Origin of the sequence: Hypericibacter sp. (genome assembly GCF_050729195.1) — a bacterium.
GTDB lineage: Bacteria > Pseudomonadota > Alphaproteobacteria > Dongiales > Dongiaceae > Hypericibacter.
The window spans coordinates 1-23044 of record NZ_JBOHKS010000243.1 but is presented as its reverse complement, the minus strand read 5'-3'; the positions used below and the strand labels follow the sequence as shown (position 1 = coordinate 23044).

Genomic DNA, 23044 nt, shown 5'->3' with positions numbered 1-23044 from the left:
ACGTCGCCCGGCGCATCCTCGGTCGCGACGCCTCCCCGGCCCAGCTCGAGCAATTGCGCGAGCAGCTCCATCTCAATGATCCCCTGTTCGACCGCTATCGGACCTGGCTCTCCGGCATCGTCCAGCTTGACTTCGGCGACTCCGTCGCCAACCGCAAGCCGGTCTGGGACATCGTCGCCCCGCGACTCCAGGTCACGGCACTGCTGAGCCTGGCCGCGCTCGCGATCTATATTCCGCTGGTGCTGCTGGTGGCGATGGTCCAGGCGATCAACCGGGACCGGCCGGTGGACCATGTGCTGACGGTCGCCACGATCGTCGTGCTCTCCACGCCCGAATTCCTGCTGGCGACGATGCTGCTGCTGGTCTTCGGCGTGGCTTTGTCCTGGCTGCCGGTCGCCTCCATTCTCTTCACCGGCATGGGCACCGCCAATTTCCTGCGCGCCATCGCGCTCCCCAGCGTGGCCCTGGCCCTCATCATGGCGGCCTATGCGGTGCGGATGCTGCGCGACAATCTGATCGAGACGCTCGATTCCGACTTCGTCACCATGGCCGAGTTCAAGGGCCTGACCCGGACGCGGATCCTGTTGCGCCATGTGCTGCCCAACGCGCTGGCCCCCACCCTCAACGTGACCGCGCTCAATCTCTCCTATCTCATCGGCGGGGTGGTGATCGTCGAGCGTGTCTTCGTCTTCCCCGGCTTCGGCAGCCTGCTGATCGATTCCCTGCAGCTGCGCGACGTGCCGTTGATCGAGGCCTGCGTGCTCATCGCCGCCGCGATCTATATCCTGAGCAATCTCGCGGCCGATCTCGTCTCCATCTGGCTCAATCCGAGGCTGCGGCCATGAGCCTGGCCGAGGCCTATCGCGCATCGCAGCATTGGCCGGTCACGCTGCGGGCCGGTGCCGTGATCCTGATCATCCATCTGGTCCTGGCGATCGCCGGCCCCTTCATCGCGCCCTTCGATTATGCCGCCATCGGCACCGGCAAGCCGCTCGCCGGGATGAGCTGGGCCCATCCCTTCAACACCGACCAGATCGGTCGCGATGTCTTCAGTCGTACCCTCTATGGCGGCCATATCGTGCTGCTGCTCTCGATCAGCGGCACCGCGGTCGGGCTGGTCGTGGGCTGCATCATCGGCTTGTTCTCCGGCCTCACCGGCGGCTGGGTCGATTCCCTGCTGATGCGCGGCTGCGAGGTGCTGATCAGCATCCCGTTCCTGGTCCTGGCGCTGATCGCGATCATGGTGGCAGGACCCGCCTGGGCCGGCAGCCCGATCCTGCTGATCCTCGCGGTGGGGCTGGTCTATGTGCCGCGCATCGCCCGCATGGCGCGCGTCGCCGCGGTCGAGGTTTCCTCGCGCGACTATGTGATGGCGGCAAGGCTGCGTGGCGAATCCAGTTGGGCCATCATCCGCCATGAGATCCTGCCGAACTCGGTCGGCACCTTGCTGGTCGAGTTCGCAATCCGGGCAGGCTATGCGCCGGTGCTGATCGGCGCCTTGGGATTCCTCGGCTTCGGCATCAGGCCGCCGACGCCGGAGTGGGGCCTGATGATGAGCGAATACCGCAATCTGATCGCGATCGCGCCCATGACCATGTTCGGCCCCGGGCTGATGCTGGCCTCCCTGGTGGTGGGTTTGAACCTCTTCACCGAAGGATTGGCGCGTCTCATCGGCGGCAAGCGGGTGGGCGATGCGTAAGGCCGTCTCCTCGCCGCCCGCGCCGCGCCCTACCGGCGAACCGCTGGTCAGGGTCCGGGAGCTTTCGGTCCGCTATCCCGGCGCCGCGGTGCCGGCGATCGAGGATGTCTCGGTCGATATCATGCCCGGCGAGATCTTCGGGCTGGTGGGCGAATCAGGATCGGGGAAGAGCACGGTCGGCCGCCAATTGTTGTCGCAGCGGGGCCCGGGCCTGCGCGTCGGCGGCCACGTGCTGTTCGAGGGGCAGGAGCTGCTGGCCCTCCCCAACGAGATGATCCGAGCCTTGCGCGGCGCCCGTATCTCCTTCGTGCCGCAGAACCCGACGACGGCGCTCAACCCGGCGATCCGGATCGGGCAGCAGATCGCCGAGATCCTCGGCGTCCATCGCGTCTCTTCCGGCCGGGCCACGAAAGGCCGCGTCGCCGAGCTGCTGAGAGCCGTCGGATTCCCGGCGCCGGCCGAGGTCATGACGCGCTATCCCTCGCAGCTTTCGGGCGGGCAGCAGCAGCGCGCCGTGATCGCCATGGCCATCGCCTGCTCGCCGGAGATCGTCGTGCTGGACGAGCCGACCACCGGGCTCGACGTCACCACCCAGCGCCAGGTGGTCGATCTGCTGCTGGACCTCAAGCGGCGCCTCGGCATGACGATGGTCTATATCACCCACGATCTCCATCTCCTGGCGGAGCTGGCCGATCGCGTGGGCGTGATGTATGCGGGCCGGCTCGTGGAGGTCGGACCGCTGCACCGCGTCTTCGGCGATCCGCTCCATCCCTACACGCAAGGCCTGATCGCCTCGATCCCCGGCAGCCTGGGATCGCCCTATGCAAGGCTGCGTGGCGTGCTCAAGCGTCGCGACGTGCCGGAGTCCGGATGTCCCTTCGCCCCGCGCTGCGCCTATGCCGAGACCGAATGTGCCGCCCATCTCCAGCCTTTGCGCGCGCCGGGTGCCGACGACCACGAAGGGCGGGCCGTGGCCTGCTGGAAATTCGACCGCATCAAGCCATCGCCGATGGAAGGCAACGAAGCCGAGAACACGACGCGTCCGGCCCTGGAGGCCGCGGCTCGTGCCGACAAGCTCGAGCTGCGCGGCCTGAGTGTCCGCTATCGCAAGCGGCGCTTCCTGTCCTGGAAGAACAGCGGCGCGACCGCCGTCGACGATGCCAGCCTGCAGCTTCGCGCCGGCGAGATCCTGGCCCTGATCGGCGAATCCGGATCCGGAAAATCCTCCCTCGCCCGTGCCATTTGCGGGATCATGGCGCCGAGCGCCGGTGATGTCCGGCTGGACGATGTGTCCCTGCCGCCGAACCTGCGCCAGCGGACACGCGAGGAACGCCGACTGATCCAGTATGTTTTCCAGAACCCCGATGCGTCGCTCAACCCCCGCATGACCGTCGGGCGCATCCTGGAACGGCCCCTGGGTGCCTTCTTTGGCATCTGGGGAAACGAGGCCCACAAGCGCAGCAAGGCGATCCTCGAGGAGGTTGGGCTCGACCCGAGCTGCTTCTTCCGTACGCCCCAGGCGCTTTCGGGCGGTGAACGCCAGCGCGTCGCGATTGCCCGTGCGGTGCTGGCCGAGCCGGCCTTCCTGATTTGCGACGAGGTGCTGTCGGCGCTCGATGTCTCGATCCAGTCCCGCGTGCTGGATCTGCTCCAGTCGCTACGCCATCGCCGGCGGCTGGGGATGCTCTTCATCTCGCATGACCTCTCGGTCGTGCGCCAGTTCGCCGACCGCGTCGCCGTGATGTATCGCGGGCGGATCGTCGCCGAGGGCCCGCGCGCGGCACTGCTCGACGGCCCGGCACATCCTTACGTCGTCGACCTGCTGAACTCGGCACCCGGCGGCAAGTTGCAGGCTCTGCCGCCGACACCGGCAACAAGCGGCCCGACCGCCGAGAACGCCTGCGTCTACTTCGGGCGCTGCCGTTTTCGCATGGTCGGCATTTGCGACCGCCTGGCCCCGCCCATTCGCGCGCTCGGCAACGGTGTCACGCTCGCCTGCCATTTGGAACCGCAGACCCTGCCGCAATATCACTCAGCATCGTCGCCCGAGGCGGCTCTCGCCTCAGGCTGACGCATTCCGTCGGGAGAGAGACATGAACAGCACCGAAACAGGCCACCGCGCCGCGCTCGCCGGCAAGATCTCGACGGTTCTCGGAACGATCGCGCCTGCGAGCTCCGGCCCGACCCTGATGCATGAGCATCTGCTGATCGATGCCCGCCATCTCGAGTCCCGCCCCGACGATCCGGAGGCGCAGGCCATCTATAAGGCGCCCTACGAGCCGACGCTGCTCGGACGGCTGGTGTTCGACGGCATGTCCAACCGGGATAATACCGTCATGGACGATATCGGCAGCGCGGTCGCCGAGATCGCCCATTTCAAGAAGCATGGCGGTTCCATCCTGGACGAGGTCACCAGCGGCGGCATCGGCCGCGATCCCAAGGGCCTCGCTGAAATCTCCCGGCAGTCCGGCGTCCATGTGGTGATGGGTGCCTCCTATTATGTCGAGGCGGCGCACCCGGCCGAAGTCGCCGCCCTCGACGAGGGTCAGCTTGCCGACAAGATCGCAACCGACGTGCTGGTGGGTGCCGACGGCACCGGCATCAAGGCCGGCATCATCGGCGAGGTCGGCTGCTCATGGCCGCTGAGCCAGGCCGAAATCAAGGTGCTGCGCGCCTCGGCTCAGGCCCAGAAGCGCACCGGCGCCTCGCTCTCGATCCATCCCGGCCGCAGCGAGGCGGCGCCGTTCGAGATCTGCGAGGTGCTGGCCAAGGCCGGCGCCGACCTGACCCGCACTGTCATGTGTCACACCGAGCGCACCATCTTCGACCGGGAAAAGCTCTCGGCCCTGGCCCGGGCCGGAATCGTCATCGAGTACGACATGTTCGGCCACGAATTCTCCTATTACTGGCCGGCGCCCCATATCTCAGCACCCAACGATGGCGGGCGCATGGACGCGATCGGCTATCTCGTCGAACAGGGATTCGAGAACCAGATCGTGCTATCGCACGACAATGACGTGAAGATGTGGCTGTCGCAGTTCGGCGGGCCGGGCTATGGCCATATCCTGCGCAACATCGTGCCGCGCCTGATCAAGCGCGGCATCCCCGAAGCGATGGTGCAGAAATTCCTGGTCGAGACGCCGCGCCGGCTGCTGACGATCCAGGCCTGAGCGCCGTCAGCGCCGCGCCGTCGAGGCCAGAGCCGACTTCGACCCCAGGATCTGCTGGAAGCGCTCGGCGATGGCGGGCGGATCGTCCTCGCGCAGGCAGGCCGGCGAGAGGATCAAAACCCCGTCCGCCGGTCGCCAGGGATTGACCTCGATGCGCGGCGAGCCGCTGCGCAGCTGATGCAGCAGTTCGGTCCCGCCCAGTTTCGCGCCGGCTTTCTCGAGCGAAACCTCGACCACGGGGATGCCGCTGAGATCCGGATCTGGAATCACCCGCGCCGAGATCGAGGCGACACCCCCCAGCAGCGCCACCAGCTTCTCCGACAGAAGCTGCCAGCGCGCTTCGCGGTCCTTGTCGCTCTCCTTGGCGAAAAGCTGCAAGGCCGTCAGCAATCCGACGATCTGCTCTTTTCCGGTCTTGCAGGAGCGCCCCACGCCATGGCGCGGCACGCCGCGCAGGCGCTGCTTGTCCACCAGCTTGGCCGGCGGATTCCATTCATCGTAGGTGTAGTCGAGATCGAGCTGCTGCAAGAGGGCCGCCGCCACCAGGTCGCGCCGGCCGCAAAGAATGCCCGAGCCCTGCGGCCCGCCGATCATCTTGCCGCCGCTGAAGGCCACCAGATCGGCGCCGTCGGCGATGAACCGCCGGAGATTGCCGCCCGGCGGCAGCTCGGCCGCGGCATCCACCAGCACCGGCAGGCTGAACTCATGGGCGAGCGTTACGACCTCCGCCAGCCGGGGCAGCGCATGGGGCTTCGTCAGATAGAAGATCGCCGCGGTGCGGTCGGTGATCGCCTCGCGGATCTCGGAGAGCTCCGCGTCGCGGATGCCGGTGCCGTTGGCGCGGTCGGAGACCCCGACTTCCACCAACGTCACGCCGATCGCGCGCAGCGCGCGATCGTAGGAATTGCGCTGGCCGCGGATGACGATGATCTCGTTCTTCATGCCCGTCAGGTCCGGCAGGCGGTTCATCTTGGCGGCATCGAGCCCGGTCACGCAGGCGGCCGTGCCCAGCAGCAGGCCCGCCGACGCGCCCGAGGTCACGATCCCCGCCTCGGCACCGGTGACCTCGGCGATGATCCGGCTCGCCACCGCCTGAAGCTCCGGCATGTCCACGCAATATTGTGTGGCCTCGCGCATCGCGGCCGCAACCTCGTCCCGCATGACGCCGCCACCGAAGCGCGTCATCGGGGCATAGGCGTTGATCAGGGTCTTGGTGCCAAGTTTTTCGAAGACGTTCGACATGTTGAACCTACCGCGTTTCAGCGAGCATAGTCCGGGGCCTCGCGATCCAACACCCGCTTGATGGCCGCCAGATGTTTCTCGGAATAGGTCTCGAACAGGGCCACCTCGTCGGCCAGACCCTGGGCGATGGCGGGCGCCACCTGCTTCAGCGGCCGGTGGCTCGACATGGCCAGGAGCTGGCGCTGGCAGACCTCTTCCAGATAATAGAGACGGTCGAAGGCGGCAGCCACGGTCGGGCCGATCACGATCGGCCCGTGATTGCGCATCATCAGAACGTTCTTGTCGCCCAGGATGGCCGCCTCACGGTCGCCCTCGGCCGGGCTCAAGGCGCCGCCCTGGCAATCCTCGTCATAGGCGATATGGCCATAGAACTGGAAGCCGGCGACATTGACCGGCTCGACCTTGGCGTTCTCGATCAGGCAGAGCGCGGTGGTATAGGGCGTGTGGCAATGCAGGACCGCCCGCGCCTTCTTGCTGTGGCGATGGATCGGCGCATGGAGGCAGAAGGCCGTGATTTCCACGGTCCCCTGCCCCTCCACGATATGGCCGTCCAGATCGCAGACCAGCAGATCGCTGGCCCGGACCTCCGACCAGAACAACCCCTCCGGATTCACCAGGAAGAGACTGTCCGAGCCCGGCAGCAGCAGGCTGAAATGGTTGCAGACCCCCTGCTGGTATCCCAGCCTCGCCGCCCACCGCAAACAGGCCGCCAGGTCGATCCGGGCATTCTGGATGTCGTTTTTCATCTCGCGTTCCGTCGTCTCAACGCTTCGGTTTGATATGGGCGCGCAATTCCTTCGCCGCGGCGCGCGCGCCATCCATCAGATAGCTGGTGTCGATGCCATAGGTGAAGAAGCGGAAGCCCATCTCCTGATACATGGCGAAGAAGTCCAGGGAGGTGACGTCGATGCCAACGGCCTTGTTATGTTTCTTCGCGGCAACGGCGACCCGCTCGATGGCCGCGGTCAGCGGCGCATGGCGCTGGCCGACCTTGAGGCCCATCGAGGCCGCCATGTCGGCTGGCCCGACATAGAGCACATCGACGCCCGCGAGCGAGGCGATGGTCTCGATCGCATCGACGGCGGCCCCGCTCTCGATCTGCAGCACGACGCAGGTCGTGGCGTTGGCTTCGGCAACATAGTCGAGATAATTGTCGTAATAATTCGAGGCCCGCCAGGGACCGATGCCACGCTTGCCCAGCGGCGGATATTTGGCCGCGTCGAGCGCGCGCTTGGCGTCGGTGGCATTCTCGATCATCGGCACCATCACGCCGTTGACCCCGGCATCGAGGGCACCCCGAATGAGATCGATGCTGTTGGTGCGCGGCCGGTAGATCACCGGGCAGCCATGCAGCTCGGTCGAGGGCAGGAGGTTGCTGACCGCGTCGGGCGGCACCGGCGCATGCTCGCCGTCCAGCAGCAGGAAGTCGAAATTCCCCTGCGCCAGGGTCTCCGCCACCATCGGATGGGGAACCGTGAACCAGCTGCCGATGACGGTTTCGCCGGCCTTGATCCGGCTGACGAGGGTGGAGGATGCGGTCATGAATGTTTGTCCCGTGATACCAAGGTTGATGCGCGAAGCTCGTCAGCTGGCGAGCGAAAGTCCGAGCCCGGCCCTGCGGGCGATCTCGAAGGCATGGATGCAGATGACGGTATCCTGAACCCCGGTTCCCGTCAGGTCGCAAACCGTGACATCGGCCTCCGAAGACCGACCCGGCCGTTTGCCGATGATGACATCGCCCAGCTCGGCGACATGCTCCTCGGCGGGAGCATGACCCTTCTGGACGGCATGGCGAAGCTCACCCACCGTCAGGCTCTGCTGCCGACGGTCGCAGACGAACCGGTCGGCCTGCGCCAGGATCCGGGCGTCGAGTTCCGCCTTCTCCTCGGTATCGGCACCCATCGCGGTGATATGCAGGCCCGGATGAAGCCATTCGGCCCGGATGAGCGGTGTCCGGCTGGCCGTGGTGGTGACGACGATGTCGCTGTTGCGGACCAGGGCCTCGACCGAGCCCGCGACCGAGACCTCCAACCCCAGAACCGGGCTCATCTCCCGGGCATAGCGCTCGGCCTTCTCGGGATCGCGGCCCCAGACCAGGAGTTGCGTCAGCGGCCGGACCTGGATCAGAGCCTGGATCTGAAGGCGCGCCTGTTTGCCGGTGCCGACGACACCCGCTTTGCCGGCATTGCGCCGGGCCAGATGATCGGCCGCGACCGCTCCTGCCGCGGCGGTGCGTAAGCCCGTCAGATAGCCATTGTCGAGGAAGATGCATTCGACTTGGCCGGTGCGGGCGCTGAAGAGCCCGATCAGGCTGTGCAGGCTCGGCAGCCCCAGTTTGTGATTGTCGAAGAAGCCGGGCGCGATCTTGACCGCGAAGCTGGGCTTGCCCGGGATATAGGCGGCCTTGACGTCGACCTCGCCGTTGAATTCCTCGATCAGCAGGGAGAGCACCGGCGGCATCTGCACCCCGCCCTTGGCGAGGGCCACGAAGGCGCTCTCAACCACGGCGATCGTCTCGCGATCGAGGCTGACGCAGCGCTTCAGGTCGGTCTCGGTCAGGATCAAGGCCGCCGCCATGCGGGTGTTGCCCAATTCTGTTGCTGTCGCCGCTGCCTATATTGTCACCCCCGCAAAGGCGGGGTGACGGCAAGGCGACCATCATAGGAAAATCAAGATTTTTTGTCTATAATAGACAAACTACACTTGCTCCCGCGCAGGAGGTGCTCCATGGCCAATGTCGTCTCGTTCCGCTCTGTCATGGAGGCCAAGGCCGAGGATTGGGCCGCGCTCAAGCGCTATGAGCGGGAGCATCCGCGGGCCCCGATCGCGGACTTCGTCCTCGCCATGCTCGAGACCAATCGCGATATCGATTCCGACGGCCTGCCGGTGAATGTCTATGACCATTCGCTGCAGACGGCGACGCGGGCCTTACGGGCCGGTGCCGACGACGTCACGATCGTGGTCGCCCTCTTCCATGACATGGCCGACCTGGTCTCGGGCCATAACCATGGCGGCGTCGCCGGCGAGATCCTGCGGCCCTTCGTGGGGGAGCGCCATGCCTGGCTGCTGACGCATCACCCCATCTTCCAGTCCTATTTCTTCTCGAACCACCCCGAGCGCGACCCAGGTGCCTTCCGGCGCTATGAGGGCCACCCGGACTTCGAGATGACCCTCGCCTTCTGCAAAGAGTACGACGCCCCCTCCTTCGATCCGGGCTACGACACACTGCCGATCGAGGCCTTCCTGCCGCTGGTGCGGAAGGTCATCCGATACAAATAGCCGCCGGAGCGGAACTACTTTCTCGCTTCGACAACAATCGCCTGCAGCTTGCAGCTGATCGGCCCGTTACCGAACCGGGCCGCGACCGCCTGGGTCGCGATCTCCGTGACCTCGGTGACGCGCTTGGGGTCGCGGGCTTCGATTTCGTTGCGCAGGGGCGAGCCCTGACAGAAGCCGATCGCGGGGTCACGCGGCGACGAGGCCCGGGACAGTTTGGGCAAGGTCTCGACCTTGATCGCGCCGAACCCCGCCGCCTCCAGCTCCCGGCGGATCGCCGCCACATCGTGATAGCCATGCGGAGCGCGGCGGAGGAACTGGGGCGGATTTTCCGGAAAGCAGCCCGCGACCGCGTCGGTGACCGTGAGGCTCACTTCATTTTCCTCGAGGCTGTCCCAGACATTGAAGAGAAATCGACCGCGCGGCTTCAAGACTCTCAGCGCTTCCTGGAAGGCCTTGCGCTTGTCCGGAAAGAACATGACGCCGAACTGGCAAACCGCGACGTCGAACTCGCCGTCCTTGAAGGGCAGCGCCAGAGCATCGGCTTGCTGCCATCGAACCCGCGCCGATCGGAGCTGCGTCATCGCATGGTCGAGCATCGCCTGGTTGAGATCGGTCGCCGTGATGGCGACCTTCGGCGGCAGCGCACGATCCAGCGCGCGCGTGACGATCCCCGTTCCCGCCGCGATCTCCAGCAGCCGGCCTTCCTTCACATCCGCGAGGCGCTGCGCGATGTCCTGGGCATAGGGTTCGAACAGCAGCGGCCCCAGATAGCGGTCATACAAACCCGGGATCGATCCGGCGAAGACCTTGTCGCTGTCGGTCATCGATTGCCTCCTGGATCAGTGCGCCTGCGCCACCACGATATTGACAGCGAGCGCCAGCAGCACGGTGTTGAAGAAGAACGAGACAATGCCATGAAACAGGGTCAGGCGGCGAACTTCCGTCGTCAGCGTCTGCACGTCGGAGACTTGGGCGGTCATGCCGACCACGAAGGAATAATAGAGGAAATCCCACATGATCGGATCGCCGCCGCCGGGGAATTTGAGGCCGCCGGTGTCGCGCTTCTTGCCGTCCTTGTCCGAGATCTTGGCATAGTAGAGATGGGCATAGTGGAAGGACGCCGCCATATGCAGGGTCAGCCAGCCCAGGGGCACGTTGGCGACCGAGAGCCAGAGCCCGATGCGGCTGACTTCCCCGCTGGTCCGGTTCAGGAGGATGAAGATCGAGCCGATGCTGAGGATGACCGCGATGATGGTCATGCCCGCGATCAGCCCGAAGCCTTCATCCTCGATGCTGGCCCGCAGCCGCATCTTGCTCGGCGCCTCGTAGATTGCGAGCATCATCGTCAGCACCAGATAGATCGCGAAGAAGGCGTCGCCCGCCAGCAGGATCGGCAAGGGCGGCGGCAAGATGGCGAGCGGCAGAATCTGCAGGACGACCCAGATGACGAAGCCCAGGAACGCCGCGATATAGAACCGGGCGTGGTGCAACAGATGACCGCGGACTCTTTCGAACAACCTTGGATTCTCCTTTGGCGGGGCGAGCGGCCGGCAATCCATGGTCAGGGCATCATCTGATAAGGCCGGATGCGCTCGAAAGACTAGCATCCCGCTGCTTCGCGCCCCATGGAGAAGCGCAAAACCCGAAGAGCCATCGATGGGCGAACATAAGGTCGGTCGCGACTTCGGTCGTCTCCGGCCCTCGCGGGGATCACCGTTGAACCGATCGGCCGCTCAGAGCTTTGCGATGTAGTCCCGCGCCCGCGCCGCCTTGCGCCCGAGCGCCGCGAGCGAGGCCTCGACGATCGCCTTCTCGTCGATGCGGTAATAGCGATAGAGATCGCCGATGGTTCCCGTCTGGCCGAAATGCTCGACGCCCAGCGCCTGGACCCGGTGGCCGCGCACGCCGCCGAGCCAGGAGAGCGCGGCGGGATGCCCGTCCAGCACCGTCACCAGTGACGCGTCGCGCGCCAGAGGCGCCAGCAGCCGCTCGACATAGCTGTCCGGGATTGCCGCTTCTTCTTCGTCGCCCGCATGAAGCTGGCGCTTCTTCTCGGCCGCATGCCAGCCGGCGCAGAGCCGGTCGGCGGAGGTGATCGCCAGCACCGCGATGTCGGGGATGTCCTCGGCCAGCAGCCCCGCCGCGCGCTGTGCCTCCTCGGCGACGGCGCCCATATAGCAGATCGCGAGCCGGCATCCGGGCGCCGGCGGGCGCATCCAATAGCCGCCCTGGATGATGCCCTCGGTGATGTCCGCATCGAGCGTCCGCCCCGGCTGCGCCAGGGGCCGCGTCGAGAGCCGCAGATAGACCGAGCCGCCGGTCTCCTCGCGGACCCAGGCCTCGCGCTCCCACTCCGCTGCCTCCGCCTGCTTGTCGCGCTGCATATAGGCGAAGCCCCATTTCATGATCGCGGCAAGCTCGTCCACATAGGCCGGCTCGAAGGCGGCGATGCCGTCCTGGGCGATGCCGATCAGCGGCGTCGCGATCGATTGATGGGCGCCGCCTTCGGGCGCCAGCGTGATGCCCGAGGGCGTCGCCACCAGCAGGAAGCGCGCATCCTGGTAGCAGGCATAGTTGAGCGCATCAAGGCCGCGCTGGATGAAGGGATCGTAGAGCGTGCCCACCGGCAGCAGCCGCTGATCCATCAGGCTGTGCGTCAGGCCCAGGGCGCCCAGCATCAGGAACAGATTGTTCTCGGCGATTCCGAGCTCGATATGCTGGCCCTCGGGGCCGCCGCCCCATTTCTGCGGCGAGGTCAGGCGGCGGAGCTGGAACGGATCCTCCTGCGCGGCGAAAGAGAAGCGCCCGCGGCGATTGACCCAGGGCCCGAGATTGGTCGAGACCGTCACGTCGGGCGAGGTGGTGACGATGCGCTCGGCCAGCGCCGACTTGCCGGCGGCAAGCTCGTTCAGGATCTTGCCGAAGCCCTCCTGGGTCGACATGGTCTGGCCCTGGGGCAGCGGAAAATCGTCGGGCACCGGCAGTGCCGGCGGGTGATGGCGCCGCGTCGCGGTCGAGCGGAACGGCACCTCGGCCAGGAAGCGCTCGAGTTCGGCCGCGGAACCGTCGAGACCTTCGAACGCGTCCCATTCGTGGCCCGATCGTACGCGGTTCTCGGTTCGGAACTGCTCCATCTGCGCCGGCGTCATCAGCCCCGCGTGATTGTCCTTGTGCCCGGCGAAGGGCAGACCGTGCCCCTTCACCGTATAGGCGATGAAGCAGACCGGGCGGTCGCGGCCGGCGGCGCGGAAGGCATCGAGCAGCAGCCCCAGGTCATGACCGCCGAGATTGGTCATGAGCCGCGCCAGGCCCGCGTCGTCATAACGCGCGAGCAGCTCAGGCACGCCACGCTCGCGGCCGATATCTGTCTCAAGCTGGCGACGCCATCCGGCGGCTCCCTCATAGGTGAGCGCCGAATAGATGCTGTTGGGGCAGGAATCGATCCATTGCCGCAGCGCCTCGCCGCCCGGCTGCTTGAAGGCCTCGGTCAAGAGCCGCCCATATTTGAGCGTCACCACCTCCCAGCCCATATTGAGGAAGAGATGCTCGACCTTCTCGAACAGCCGGTCACTTGCGACCGCGTCGAGGCTCTGGCGGTTATAGTCGACGACCCACCAGCAATCTTTCAGCCCGTGCTTCCAGCCCTCGAGCAGCGCCTCATAGACATTGCCCTCGTCGAGCTCGGCATCGCCCACCAGCGCCACCATGCGACCCGGCTGCAACCCTTTCGCCCAGGGCTTGGCCTTCAGATAGTCGCGCGCCAGGCTGCCCATGATGGTGATGGCCGCACCCAAGCCCACCGAGCCGGTCGAGAAATCGACATCGTCCTGGTCCTTGGTGCGCGACGGGTAGGACTGCGCGCCGCCGAAGCCGCGGAAGCGCTCGAGCTGGTCGCGCGATTGGTTGCCGAGGAGATACTGGATCGCGTGGAAGATCGGGCTCGCATGCGGCTTGACCGCGACCCGGTCCTGCGGCTCGAGGATCGAGAAATAGAGCGCCGTCATCACGGTCGCGAGCGAGGCGGACGAGGCCTGGTGGCCGCCGACCTTGAGGCCATCCTCGTTCTCGCGGATATGGTTCGCATGATGGATGGTCCAACTGGCGAGCCACAGCACCTTGCGCTCGAGCTCGGCCAGCAATGCCAGCTCGCGCTCGCGGGCCTCGGTCGAAACGACGTCGCGCGCGGCAGCGCTGGCGGAAGACGGGGACATGCGGGAAGGCTCCGTCGGGGTTCGGGGCCCGAAGCCTAACAGGAGTTCGGGACAGCCCCAAGACGGCTCGGAATGGCGGGATTTTCATCTCCGCCGTCTCCGTTTCTGCGGCGGCGGGCGCCCTGGCGCTTGGCAGAAAAAGAGGGATCAATGTCATTGCTGCCATCCTCGGCCGGCCCGATAATCCGTCCATGGCGACGACCCCTTCCCTCCGCCCCGCCCACCGACCCGCCAAGCCGCGCGTCGTTGCCATGTTGGCAATCGAGAACGCGCAGATCCTGGATGTCACGGGGCCGCTCGAAGTTTTCGGTTGTACCAACAGGTTCCTCATCGCCAGCGGCGTTCTCAACGGACCGGCCTATAGCCTCCAGATTCTGGGAGAGCGTGCCGGACCGGTCACCACCAACAGCGGCCTTCAGGTCTTCGCCACCCATGCCATCCACGGCAGGCGAGAGCCGATGGATACGTTTTTCATCGCCGGCGGCAGCGGGGTGTGGCAGGCGCGCGAAAGTCAGCGGCTGATCCGGTGGATCAAGCGGTCGGCCAGGGCATCGCGACGCGTCGCCTCGGTCTGCAGCGGTGCCTTTCTTCTGGCGGCGACCGGATTGCTGAACGGTCGCGCCGCCACCACCCATTGGCAGGATTGCGGCAGGATGGCGCGAGAGTTTCCCGAGGTCCGCCTCGAACCCGACCGCATCTTCGTGCGCGACGGCAAGTTCTACAGCTCAGGCGGAGTGACCGCCGGCATGGACCTGGCTCTCCATCTCGTCGAGCAGGATTGGGGACGCGACGTCGCCGTGCAGGTCGCCCGCACCCTGGTGCTGTTCCTGCGCCGTCCCGGAGGACAATCCCAGTTCAGCCCACATCTGGCGGCCGAGGGCGGCCGCGACCCGATCCGCCAGGCCCAGCGGTTCATTCTCGCCCATCCCGACGAGGATCTCTCGGTGCCGGTCCTGGCCGAGATCGCCGGCATGAGCCCGCGGAATTTCGCGCGGGCCTTCGTCGCGGACACCAGCATGACCCCGGCCAAGTTCGTCGAGCAGGCCCGCATCGATGCGGCGCGACTGCGGCTGGAGCAATCCACGGCCTCGATCGACGCCATCGCACGCGATTGCGGCTTCGGGGCGCCGGAACGGATGCGGCGCGCCTTTCATCGCCATCTTTCGATCGATCCCTCGAGTTACCGCAAGACATTCAGCACAACCCTAGGAGCCGTCAATGCTGGAACTCCGGCCCAATTGCGAGTATTGCGACAAGGACCTGCCGCCGCATGCGACCGAGGCGCGGATCTGCACCTATGAATGCACGTTCTGCGCGGACTGCGTCGAACGTCATCTCGCCAATGTCTGCCCGAACTGCGGCGGCGGTTTCGTCCCCCGCCCGATCCGCCCGGTGACCGAACGCCGCCCGGGCCTGTGCCTCGTCAAGAGGCCTGCGTCGACCGAGCGTGTCCATCTCAGCTATGACCGAGCCGAAATTGCAGCCTTTGTGCAGACGGTGCGCACCATTCCCCCGGAGCGGCGGTAGCCACGCTCCCCGAACTAGGTCATCCCCTATGATTCCCCATGACGTCCCCCTGCAGATCGGCTCGTTGCTGTTCGACGGGCTGGATCAGATCGATCTGACCGGCCCCTTCGAGGTGCTCTCCCGGTTTCCGAATTCCACCTATCGCATCTACGCCCGGACCTTGGCACCGGTTCGGGACCTGAAAGGATTGCGCCTGTATCCCGACGCCATGCTGACCGATGCGCCGCAGCTCGATCTTCTTCATATCCCGGGTGGATGGGGCCAGGAGGCGTTGATGGAGGACGAGGAAACACTCGCCTGGATCAGAGCCCAGGCGGCAGGGGCGAGATGCCTCTTCTCCGTCTGCACGGGTGCCTTGATCTGCGGAGCGGCGGGACTGCTCAAGGGCCGGAAGGCCACGACCCATTGGGCCTCGATGCATCTGCTGCCCTATTTTGGCGCCACACCCGTCAATCAGCGCGTGGTGATGGACGGGAACATGGTCTTCGCGGCAGGCGTCACTGCGGGCATCGATGGCGCCCTGCGCGTCGCGGCGGAACTGAGGGGCGACGCCGCCGCAAAATCCATCCAGCTTTACATGCAATATGCCCCCGAGCCTCCCTTCAATAGCGGGACGCCGGAAACCGCGCCGAGCGATATCCTGCGGGAAGCGAGGCTTTCGCTGAAGGCGACGACGGACCGGCGCGAGCAGACCGCCCGTCGTGTCGCCCAGCGCCTCGGGATTGCCCTGCCGCCCCCGCGGGCAGCGTGATCTCGCGATAACGTCAGGCGAGTGGCATCTGGTGGAAAAGCAAAGCCTTCTACGATCGCGGCTTGAGCTTGTCCGGATCGTAGAACGGGAACCGCGTCACGGTCGCCGGGATGCGCTTCTGCTGGCCGTCGAGCTTGCCGACCTCGACCTCGGTGCCGATCGCGGCATAGGCGATGTCCATGCGGCAGAGCGCGATGTTCTTCTTCAGGACCGGCGAACGGCAGCCCGAGGTGATGACGCCGACCTGCGCGCGGCCGACATGGACGCAGTTGCCATGGGCCGCCGCCTCGTTCCCCTCGAGCTCGAGACCCACGAGAGTCCGCTGCGGATGCTCCTTGCGCCGCAGTACCGCCTCGCGGCCGATGAATTCCTCATTGCCCTTGACCGCGACGGTGAATCCGATGCCGGCCTCGAACGGGTCGATCTGGTCGTTGAACTCGGCATTGAAGAAGACGAGCCCCGCCTCGATGCGCAGGATGTCGAGCGCCTCGAGACCCAGCGGCTTCAGCCCTTGCGGCTGCCCCGCCTCCCACACCGCGTCCCAGACCTTGAGCGCATCCTTGGGATGGCAGAACAGCTCATAGCCCAGCTCGCCGGTATAGCCGGTGCGCGACGCGATCACCGGCGTTCCGTCATAGCCACCGATGCGCCCGATGGTGAAATGGAACCAGCCGATCTCCTCCAGCTTCGGATTGGCCGGCGCGGTCCAGACGATCTCCTTGAGGATGTCGCGGCTCTTCGGCCCCTGGACCGAGAGGTTGTGCAGCTGGTCGGTCGAGCTCTTGACCCAGGCGCGCAGGCCCCGCTTGGCCGCCTGTTCGCGCAGCCACTGGCCGGTATATTCGTCGCCGCAGACCAGCCGGAACTTGTCGCCGCCCAGCCGGAAGACGATCGCGTCGTCCAGCATCCCGCCGGTCTCATAGCAGAGCGCGGTGTAAACACATTGGAGATCGGCGAGCCGCTTGATGTTCCGGGTGCAGACGAGCTGGAGCAGCGTCTCGGCCTCGGGGCCCAGCACCTCGAACTTCCGGAGCGCGCTCAGATCGAGGACGATCGCCGCCTCGCGCGCGGCCCAGTATTCGTCCACGGCCCCCGTCGCGGTGTAGCGCGAGGGCAGCCAGAAGCCGCGATATTCGGCGAAGTTCCGGGTGAGCGCCGAGGTGCGCGGATGGAAGGCGGTCTCGCGCGTCAAGCGCGGCTCTGAATCGGCTGACATGCGGAAGGCGATCGCTCGCTGAAAATCGGATTTCGCGGGATAGATGCGGACATGGATATCGGTCGGGTTCCAGGCATTGGTCGCGTCGATATCGTCGGGACAAGCCGAGGAGGCGCAGACCAGGTCGGTCATGGCGCGCAGCAGCACATAGTCGCCGGGCCTGGACCAGGGATCCTCGAGGAAGATCGCGTTCTGGCTGGTGAGGCCGGTGTTGTAGAAGAAATTGATGCAGGGCCAGCCGCGCTTGGGCGCGACACCGAAGGGCTTCAGGCTGGCGCTGAAATTCTCCGAGCAGCTCGGATGGCCGGGATAGCCGGCATCCTCGTAGAAGCGCGCCGTGCAGGCAAGGCCGAAGCTGTCATGCCGGCCGACGGTGTCCTGCACCACCTCGACCAGCGGCTGCAGGTCGGTCGTGAAGAATTTCGAGGCGAGCCCCGGACCCGGATAGAGCAGCCCGGTCATGGTGCGGGTCGCGGTCATGTCGAAGCCGCGGTCGATGCCCTTCTCCAGCAGGCGCGCATCGACGCAGACGAAGTCCGAGCATTGCCGCCCGGCCACGTCGATCACCTGGATATATTCGCCGGCCTTGACCTCGTAGGCACGCGCCGTGCATCTCGCGACCCGCAGCTCCGTGCGGAAATCCGCCAGCGGCTCGGGCAGCGGCGGCTCGACCAGCGGCGTCGCAGTGGCGCGATGGACCACCACGCTGAGATCGGTCGGCGCATCCTGCGCGTCGACCGCCATCGGCCCGCCGGCCGCATGGAAGATCGCCAGGCATTCGCGCGCGACCACCAGCTCGACGGTTTCACCCGGCAGGGACTCGCGCGCGAAGAGGACGCCCGTGCGGCTCACCCGCGAAGGCAGATTGCGCTGGCGCAATTGCGCGGCGATCGCGCGAGACTCCGGGTCGGCGCCGGCCAGCAGACGGTTGATGCCTGGCGACTCCCGGACCGCATCTATCCCCAAGGCCGCCATATCCTCCTGCCCATCGGGCGCGAAGACCGCGATCTCGCAAGCCTGGCGACCCTCGCGATCCGTGACCGAAACACGGTCGCCGCGGAAGAGATGAAGGATGACCGCGCCGGCGCCCCGCACCAGATGGCGCTCGACGCCCGGCCGGAACAGCGGCAGGCCCGGCTCGCGCAGGCGCGGCCGCGGGATCGCAGGGCTCGGTGTCGGCGTGACCAGGTTCATGAGGGTAATTATCGCGTCGGCAGAGGGTCTTCCGCAAGACCGCTATCGGGCCGCCTCAGGCGCCATTGGTGTTGGATTGGATTCGGAAAGACCAGGCGGCGCAAGCCTCACCAAGCCCCCCGCCCACTCACCTTGCTCTGACCTCCCCGGGGAGGTGATCTTTCGACTGAGCGATTTTCTTTCTCATCCCTTCCCCCTTGCGGGAAGGGGGTGGGTCGTAACTCGATCGATATACCAACACCCGCATCCAAACCCGCCTTGACGAACGCCCGCGATACAATCATAAGATGCGCCGCCTTCGCGCCTTGCAGCCCTTCGGGCCGGCAGCGCACATGACAGGAACGACGACCATGCTTCTCCCGGTCTGCCGCCATTCGGATTCGATAGCGTCAGGCGCCAATTCGCGCCCGGAACGCAATCCCATGCTGCCAGCCGCAGCGGGAAGCGGTTTGACCGTGACTTAGCCATCCGACCAATCTTGGCTATCCGATCAAACCCTCCCGCGACCCAGTTCCGGGAGGGTTTTTTTATTGCCTCGCGGAACCGTCTCGACATCACACACGACCCAAGCACACGGCATCACTCATGTTGCTCACCATCTCCACCACCCATCGCCCCGCCACCGATCTCGGCTTTCTTCTCCATAAGAACCCCGAGCGGCTGCATGAGAAGGAATTGGCTTTCGGCCGCGCCCTCGCCTTCTTCCCCGAGGCAGGCGAGGAACGTGCGACCTTTGCCCTGACCGTCGATATCGACCGGGTCCAGCTCGTGCGCGGCAAGGGCGATGGTGAGGGGTTGCTCGACCAGTATGTAAACGATCGTGCCTATGCAGCTTCGTCCTTTCTGTCCGTGGCTTTGGGCAAGGTCCTGAACACGGCAATGGCGGGGCGATCCAAGCATCGTCCGGACCTGACCGACACCCGCCTGCCTCTGGTGGTGACGGTCGAGCCGATCGCCGCGCGCGGCCGGGACGGCATGGCTGCTCGCCTGTTCGAGCCGCTGGGCTACCAGGTGCGGGCGCAACCGCACATGCTCGACCTGCAGCGTCTCGACTGGGGCGCCAGCCCCTATGTCACGCTGCGGCTCGAGGGAATGCTAACAGTCCGAGAGATGCTGACGCATCTCTATGTGCTGATTCCCGTGCTCGACAATTCCAAGCATTTCTACGTGAACGCGGACGAGGTGGAGAACCTTCTCGCCAAGGGCGCCGGCTGGCTCGATGGCCATCCGGAAAAGGAATTCATCGTCAACCGCGCCCTGCGGCGAAAGCCGGGTCTGGTGCGCGAGGCGCTGGCGCGCCTGTCGGAAACGGCGGCCAGCGACGAGGAATTCGCGCCCGAGATCAAGAATGCCGGCGAGGAGACCCTCGAGACGCCGATCCGCCTCAACGACCAGCGCATGGAGACGGTGACCGCGGCACTGCTGGCGAGCGGCGCCAAGCGCGTCGTCGATCTCGGCTGCGGCGAAGGCCGGCTGCTGCGCGAGCTCAAGGACCATCGCCAGTTCGAGGAGATCGTCGGCGTGGACGCCTCGCTCCACAGCCTGGAGCGGGCCGAGAAGCGGCTGAAATTCGAGCGCATGGCCGAGCGCCAGCGGGCGCGCTTCAAGCTGCTTCATGGCGCCCTCACCTATCGCGACCGGCGATTGGCCGGTTACGACGCGGCGGCCCTGGTCGAGGTGATCGAGCATATCGATGTCGACCGGCTGCCGGCCCTGGAGCGGGCCGTGTTCGAGTTCATGGCGCCGCCGATGGTCCTCGTGACCACGCCCAACCGCGAATATAACGCGCTGTTCGAGGGCATGGCGCCCGGCGCGATGCGCCATCGCGACCATCGTTTCGAATGGTCGCGGGTGGAATTCGAGGGTTGGGCGACGGCTGTCGCCGCTGTCCATGGCTACGCCGTGCGGTTCCAGCCTATCGGCCCGGTCGACGACGCTTTGGGGGCGCCGACACAAATGGCGGTCTTCACCCGGGGAGCCTCCACATGAGCCGCATCGATCTTCCGGAGTTCAGCCTGGTCGTCCTGGTTGGCGCCAGCGGCTCGGGCAAATCCACCTTCGCCCGGAAGCATTTCCGGCCGACCGAGATCGTCTCGTCCGATTTTTGCCGCGGCATCGTCGCCGACAACGAGAACGACCAGACCGTCTCGCCGGCTGCCTTTGCGCTGGTTCATTTCATCGCCGAGCAGCGCCTCGCGGGACGGCGTCTTACCGTGATCGACGCAACCAACGTCCGGCCCGAGGATCGCCGGGCTTATGTCGAGATCGCACGCCGATATCACGCCCTCCCTGTCGCGATCGTCCTCGATCTCGATGAGCGGCTCTGCCATGAGCGCAACGCCCCTCGGCCGGATCGCCAGTTCGGCGTCCATGTGGTCCGCAACCATGTGAAGACGCTCCGGAGGAACCTGCGCAACCTCAAGCGCGAGGGCTTCCGTCAGATCCATGAGCTTCGAGACTTGGCGCAGGTGGAGGCGGCCGAGATCACGCGTCATCCGCTCTGGACCGACCGGCGGGCGGAAACCGGACCGTTCGACATCATCGGCGACATCCATGGTTGCTGCGACGAGCTGGAAGCCTTGCTCGACCGCCTCGGCTATGGCGTGACCTTCTCCGGCGAGGGGAGTGAACGGGCCTGCGCGGTCACGGCACCGCCGGGCCGCAAGGCGCTCTTCGTCGGCGACCTGGTCGATCGCGGACCCCGCACGCCCGATGTGCTCCGCCTGGTCATGGGCATGGTCGAATCCGGCCAGGCGCTCTGCATCGTCGGCAACCACGAGAACAAGCTGCTGAAATGGCTCAACGGCCGCGACGTGCAGCGGACGCACGGGCTAGCGGAATCCATCGCCCAGCTCGAGGCCGAGCCGGAATTCTTCCGTCGGCAGGTTCGGGCTTTTCTCGACAAGCTGGTCAGCCATTTCTGGCTCGATAGTGGCCGTCTAGCGATCGCCCATGCCGGTATCAAAGGCGAGATGATCGGCCGCGCCTCGGGCGCCGTGCGCGACTTCTGCATGTATGGCGAGAGCACCGGGGAAGTCGACGAGTTCGGCTTGCCGGTTCGCTATCCTTGGGCACAGGATTATCGCGGCTCGACACAGATCGTGTATGGCCACACGCCGGTTCCGGAGGCCGAGTGGCTGAACGAGACGATCTGTATCGACACGGGCTGCGTGTTCGGCGGCAAGCTGACGGCCCTGCGCTATCCCGAGCGCGAGTTGGTCTCCGTCCCGGCGGCGCGAACCTATTTCGAGCCGATCCGCCCCTTGGCCGTTTCAGGTCCGGCGCGCGGGGCGCAGGCGGTCGCCGACGACATGCTCGACCTGGCGGATGTCCGCGGCAAGCGCATCATCGCGACCCGGCTCGCCAAAACCGTGACCGTGAATGAAGCCAACGGGGCGGCGGCCCTCGAGGTCATGAGCCGCTTCGCCATGAACCCGAAATGGCTGGCCTATCTGCCGCCGACCATGTCGCCCTCGGAGACCAGCGGTGCCGACGGCTGGCTCGAGCATCCGGCCGAGGCCTTCGCCTATTTCCGGAACCAGGGCGTGACCGCCGTGGTCTGCGAAGAGAAGCATATGGGATCGCGCGCCGTGATCGCGGTCTGCCGCGACGAGGCGGCCGCCCGCCGGCGCTTCGGCACGACCGGCGCGGAGACCGGGGCGATCTTTACTCGTACCGGCCGCGCCTTCTTTCCTGAGGCGGCGACCTCGGAAGCGCTCCTGGCACGGATGCGGGCTGCGATGGACCAGTGCGACTTCTGGAATCGCTTTGCCACCGACTGGGCGCTGCTCGATTGCGAGCTCATGCCCTGGTCGGCCAAGGCGCAAGGTCTCATCCTCGAGCAATATGCCCCGACCGGCACGGCGGCGCGGATCTCGACCGAGGCCGTCTCGGCGGCCTATGCCGCGGCCGGGGCGCGGGGCATCGAGCTGGGCGCGTTGCCCGACCAGGCCGCAGGCCGCGTGCTGTTGGCTGAGCGCTTTGCCGCCGCCTATCGGCGCTATTGCTGGCAGGTGAACGCGATCGGGGATTATCGGATCGCGCCGTTCCATCTGCTGGCGACCGAAGGGGCCGCGCATCTGGACAAGAATCATCTCTGGCACATGGCGGAGCTGGCCCAGCTTGCCGAGAGCGGAGACCCCGTGCTGATGGCGACGGCCCATCGGCGCGTCGATCCGTTCGACGAGGCTCAGGTAGCGGAGGCCACCGACTGGTGGGTCGCCATGACTGACGCCGGCGGTGAGGGTTTCGTGGTGAAACCGCTCGACTTTATCGCCCGTGGGCCGCGCGGACTGATCCAGCCGGCAATCAAATGCCGAGGCCGCGAATATCTGCGCATCATCTACGGCATCGATTACGATTCGCCGGAGAACCTGCCGCGCCTGCGCCGCCGCGGCTTGGGGCGTAAGCGCGCTCTCGCCTTCCGCGAGTTCGCTCTCGGCGCCGAAGCGCTCTACCGCTTCGTCGAACGCCAGCCGTTGCATCGCGTCCATGAATGCGTTTTCGGCGTGCTGGCTCTGGAGAGCGAGCCGGTGGATCCGAGGCTGTAGCGAAGAGGCGCGCTTGTCCTTTCTATCCCCCAAATTCGGGGGAGGGCCAGGGAGGGGCTGCTTTATCGAGGTGCGCCTTACGCCTTCGGATATTTGATCGAGAGGATCTCGAGCGAGAGGTCGCCGGCGGGGCGTTTCCAGAGCACAGTGTCGCCGACGCTGGCGCCGCTGATCGCGCGCGCCAGGGGCGAGACCCAGCTGATCT

Annotated in this window: 19 protein-coding genes; 10 read left to right on the top strand and 9 right to left on the bottom strand. The window is 66.1% G+C overall.

All coding sequences use genetic code 11. The features are described 5' to 3' along the window. The 4 genes from ACREE8_RS19320 to ACREE8_RS19305 form a co-directional block, all read left to right on the top strand. Positions 1-845: ABC transporter permease (locus ACREE8_RS19320; protein ID WP_431574639.1), on the top strand; the 845-nt coding region annotated here is incomplete at its 5' end. Next, entirely contained in the window at positions 842-1699 is an 858-nt protein-coding gene (locus ACREE8_RS19315; RefSeq protein ID WP_431574638.1) for an ABC transporter permease, read from the top strand. The genes ACREE8_RS19320 and ACREE8_RS19315, both read left to right, overlap by 4 nt. Next, a complete protein-coding gene (locus tag ACREE8_RS19310; protein ID WP_431574637.1) occupies positions 1692-3770 on the top strand; it encodes a dipeptide ABC transporter ATP-binding protein in 2079 nt (692 codons plus the stop codon). Before ACREE8_RS19315 ends, ACREE8_RS19310 begins: the two co-directional genes overlap by 8 nt. Positions 3771-3792: 22 nt before the next feature. Continuing rightward, on the top strand, positions 3793-4869 hold the full coding sequence (locus ACREE8_RS19305; protein WP_431574636.1) for a phosphotriesterase family protein: 1077 nt from the start codon (positions 3793-3795) through the stop codon (positions 4867-4869). Between the two features lie 6 nt (positions 4870-4875). Here the strand turns inward: ACREE8_RS19305 and ACREE8_RS19300 are convergent, their stop codons facing one another. Genes ACREE8_RS19300 through ACREE8_RS19285 form a run of 4 tightly spaced genes read right to left on the bottom strand, consistent with a single transcriptional unit; the run spans position 4876 to position 8688 of the window. Next, on the bottom strand, positions 4876-6111 hold the full coding sequence (locus ACREE8_RS19300) for an aminotransferase class V-fold PLP-dependent enzyme (RefSeq protein WP_431574635.1): 1236 nt from the start codon (positions 6109-6111) through the stop codon (positions 4876-4878). A gap of 17 nt (positions 6112-6128) precedes the next feature. Continuing rightward, complete coding sequence (locus tag ACREE8_RS19295) at positions 6129-6857, bottom strand: aldolase (protein WP_431574634.1); 729 nt, start codon at positions 6855-6857, stop codon at positions 6129-6131. A gap of 16 nt (positions 6858-6873) precedes the next feature. Next, a complete protein-coding gene (locus ACREE8_RS19290) occupies positions 6874-7653 on the bottom strand; it encodes an HpcH/HpaI aldolase family protein (protein ID WP_431574633.1) in 780 nt (259 codons plus the stop codon). A gap of 42 nt (positions 7654-7695) precedes the next feature. Beyond that, a complete protein-coding gene (locus ACREE8_RS19285) occupies positions 7696-8688 on the bottom strand; it encodes a cyclodeaminase (protein ID WP_431574632.1) in 993 nt (330 codons plus the stop codon). 150 nt (positions 8689-8838) lie between these two features. On the opposite strand from ACREE8_RS19285, the gene ACREE8_RS19280 reads away from it, so the two are divergent. After that, positions 8839-9390 carry a hypothetical protein gene (locus tag ACREE8_RS19280; RefSeq protein WP_431574631.1) on the top strand — a complete coding sequence of 184 codons (552 nt, stop codon included), beginning with the start codon at positions 8839-8841 and terminating at the stop codon, positions 9388-9390. Positions 9391-9404: 14 nt separating this feature from the next. On the opposite strand, the gene ACREE8_RS19275 is transcribed toward ACREE8_RS19280, so the two are convergent. The 3 genes from ACREE8_RS19275 to ACREE8_RS19265 all read right to left on the bottom strand — a co-directional run bounded on the left by ACREE8_RS19275 (position 9405) and on the right by ACREE8_RS19265 (position 13601). After that, on the bottom strand, positions 9405-10214 hold the full coding sequence (locus ACREE8_RS19275) for a class I SAM-dependent methyltransferase (RefSeq protein ID WP_431574630.1): 810 nt from the start codon (positions 10212-10214) through the stop codon (positions 9405-9407). Between the two features lie 15 nt (positions 10215-10229). After that, positions 10230-10907: a DUF1345 domain-containing protein gene (locus ACREE8_RS19270; protein ID WP_431574629.1), complete on the bottom strand. Its 678-nt coding sequence runs from the start codon at positions 10905-10907 to the stop codon at positions 10230-10232. A 216-nt stretch (positions 10908-11123) separates the two neighbouring features. Beyond that, entirely contained in the window at positions 11124-13601 is a 2478-nt protein-coding gene (locus ACREE8_RS19265) for a transketolase (RefSeq protein WP_431574628.1), read from the bottom strand. 251 nt (positions 13602-13852) lie between these two features. Here ACREE8_RS19265 and ACREE8_RS19260 point away from each other — a divergent pair, with 251 nt between their 5' ends. From ACREE8_RS19260 to ACREE8_RS19250, 3 genes are read left to right on the top strand one after another with little or no spacing between them, the layout of a single operon-like run. After that, complete coding sequence (locus tag ACREE8_RS19260; RefSeq protein WP_431574627.1) at positions 13853-14902, top strand: GlxA family transcriptional regulator; 1050 nt, start codon at positions 13853-13855, stop codon at positions 14900-14902. Further along, positions 14820-15128 (top strand): DUF1272 domain-containing protein, encoded by a 309-nt coding sequence (locus ACREE8_RS19255; RefSeq protein ID WP_431574626.1) that lies wholly within the window; start codon positions 14820-14822, stop codon positions 15126-15128. The genes ACREE8_RS19260 and ACREE8_RS19255 overlap by 83 nt, the downstream gene beginning before the upstream one ends. 28 nt (positions 15129-15156) lie before the next feature. Then, positions 15157-15879, top strand: coding sequence for a DJ-1/PfpI family protein (locus ACREE8_RS19250; RefSeq protein ID WP_431574625.1), 723 nt, complete (start codon positions 15157-15159; stop codon positions 15877-15879). 49 nt (positions 15880-15928) lie between these two features. On the opposite strand, the gene ACREE8_RS19245 is transcribed toward ACREE8_RS19250, so the two are convergent. Next, entirely contained in the window at positions 15929-18289 is a 2361-nt protein-coding gene (locus ACREE8_RS19245; RefSeq protein ID WP_431574624.1) for a DUF1989 domain-containing protein, read from the bottom strand. A 585-nt stretch (positions 18290-18874) separates the two neighbouring features. On the opposite strand from ACREE8_RS19245, the gene ACREE8_RS19240 reads away from it, so the two are divergent. Beyond that, positions 18875-20278, top strand: a complete 1404-nt coding sequence (locus tag ACREE8_RS19240; protein ID WP_431574623.1) for a 3' terminal RNA ribose 2'-O-methyltransferase Hen1 — start codon at positions 18875-18877, stop codon at positions 20276-20278. Continuing rightward, positions 20275-22839 carry a polynucleotide kinase-phosphatase gene (locus tag ACREE8_RS19235; RefSeq protein WP_431574622.1) on the top strand — a complete coding sequence of 855 codons (2565 nt, stop codon included), beginning with the start codon at positions 20275-20277 and terminating at the stop codon, positions 22837-22839. The genes ACREE8_RS19240 and ACREE8_RS19235 overlap by 4 nt, the downstream gene beginning before the upstream one ends. Positions 22840-22916: 77 nt before the next feature. Here ACREE8_RS19235 and ACREE8_RS19230 read toward each other — a convergent pair whose 3' ends face one another. Further along, positions 22917-23042 (bottom strand): GreA/GreB family elongation factor, encoded by a 126-nt coding sequence (locus ACREE8_RS19230; protein WP_431574640.1) that lies wholly within the window; start codon positions 23040-23042, stop codon positions 22917-22919. Between the last annotated feature and the right edge of the window lie 2 nt (positions 23043-23044).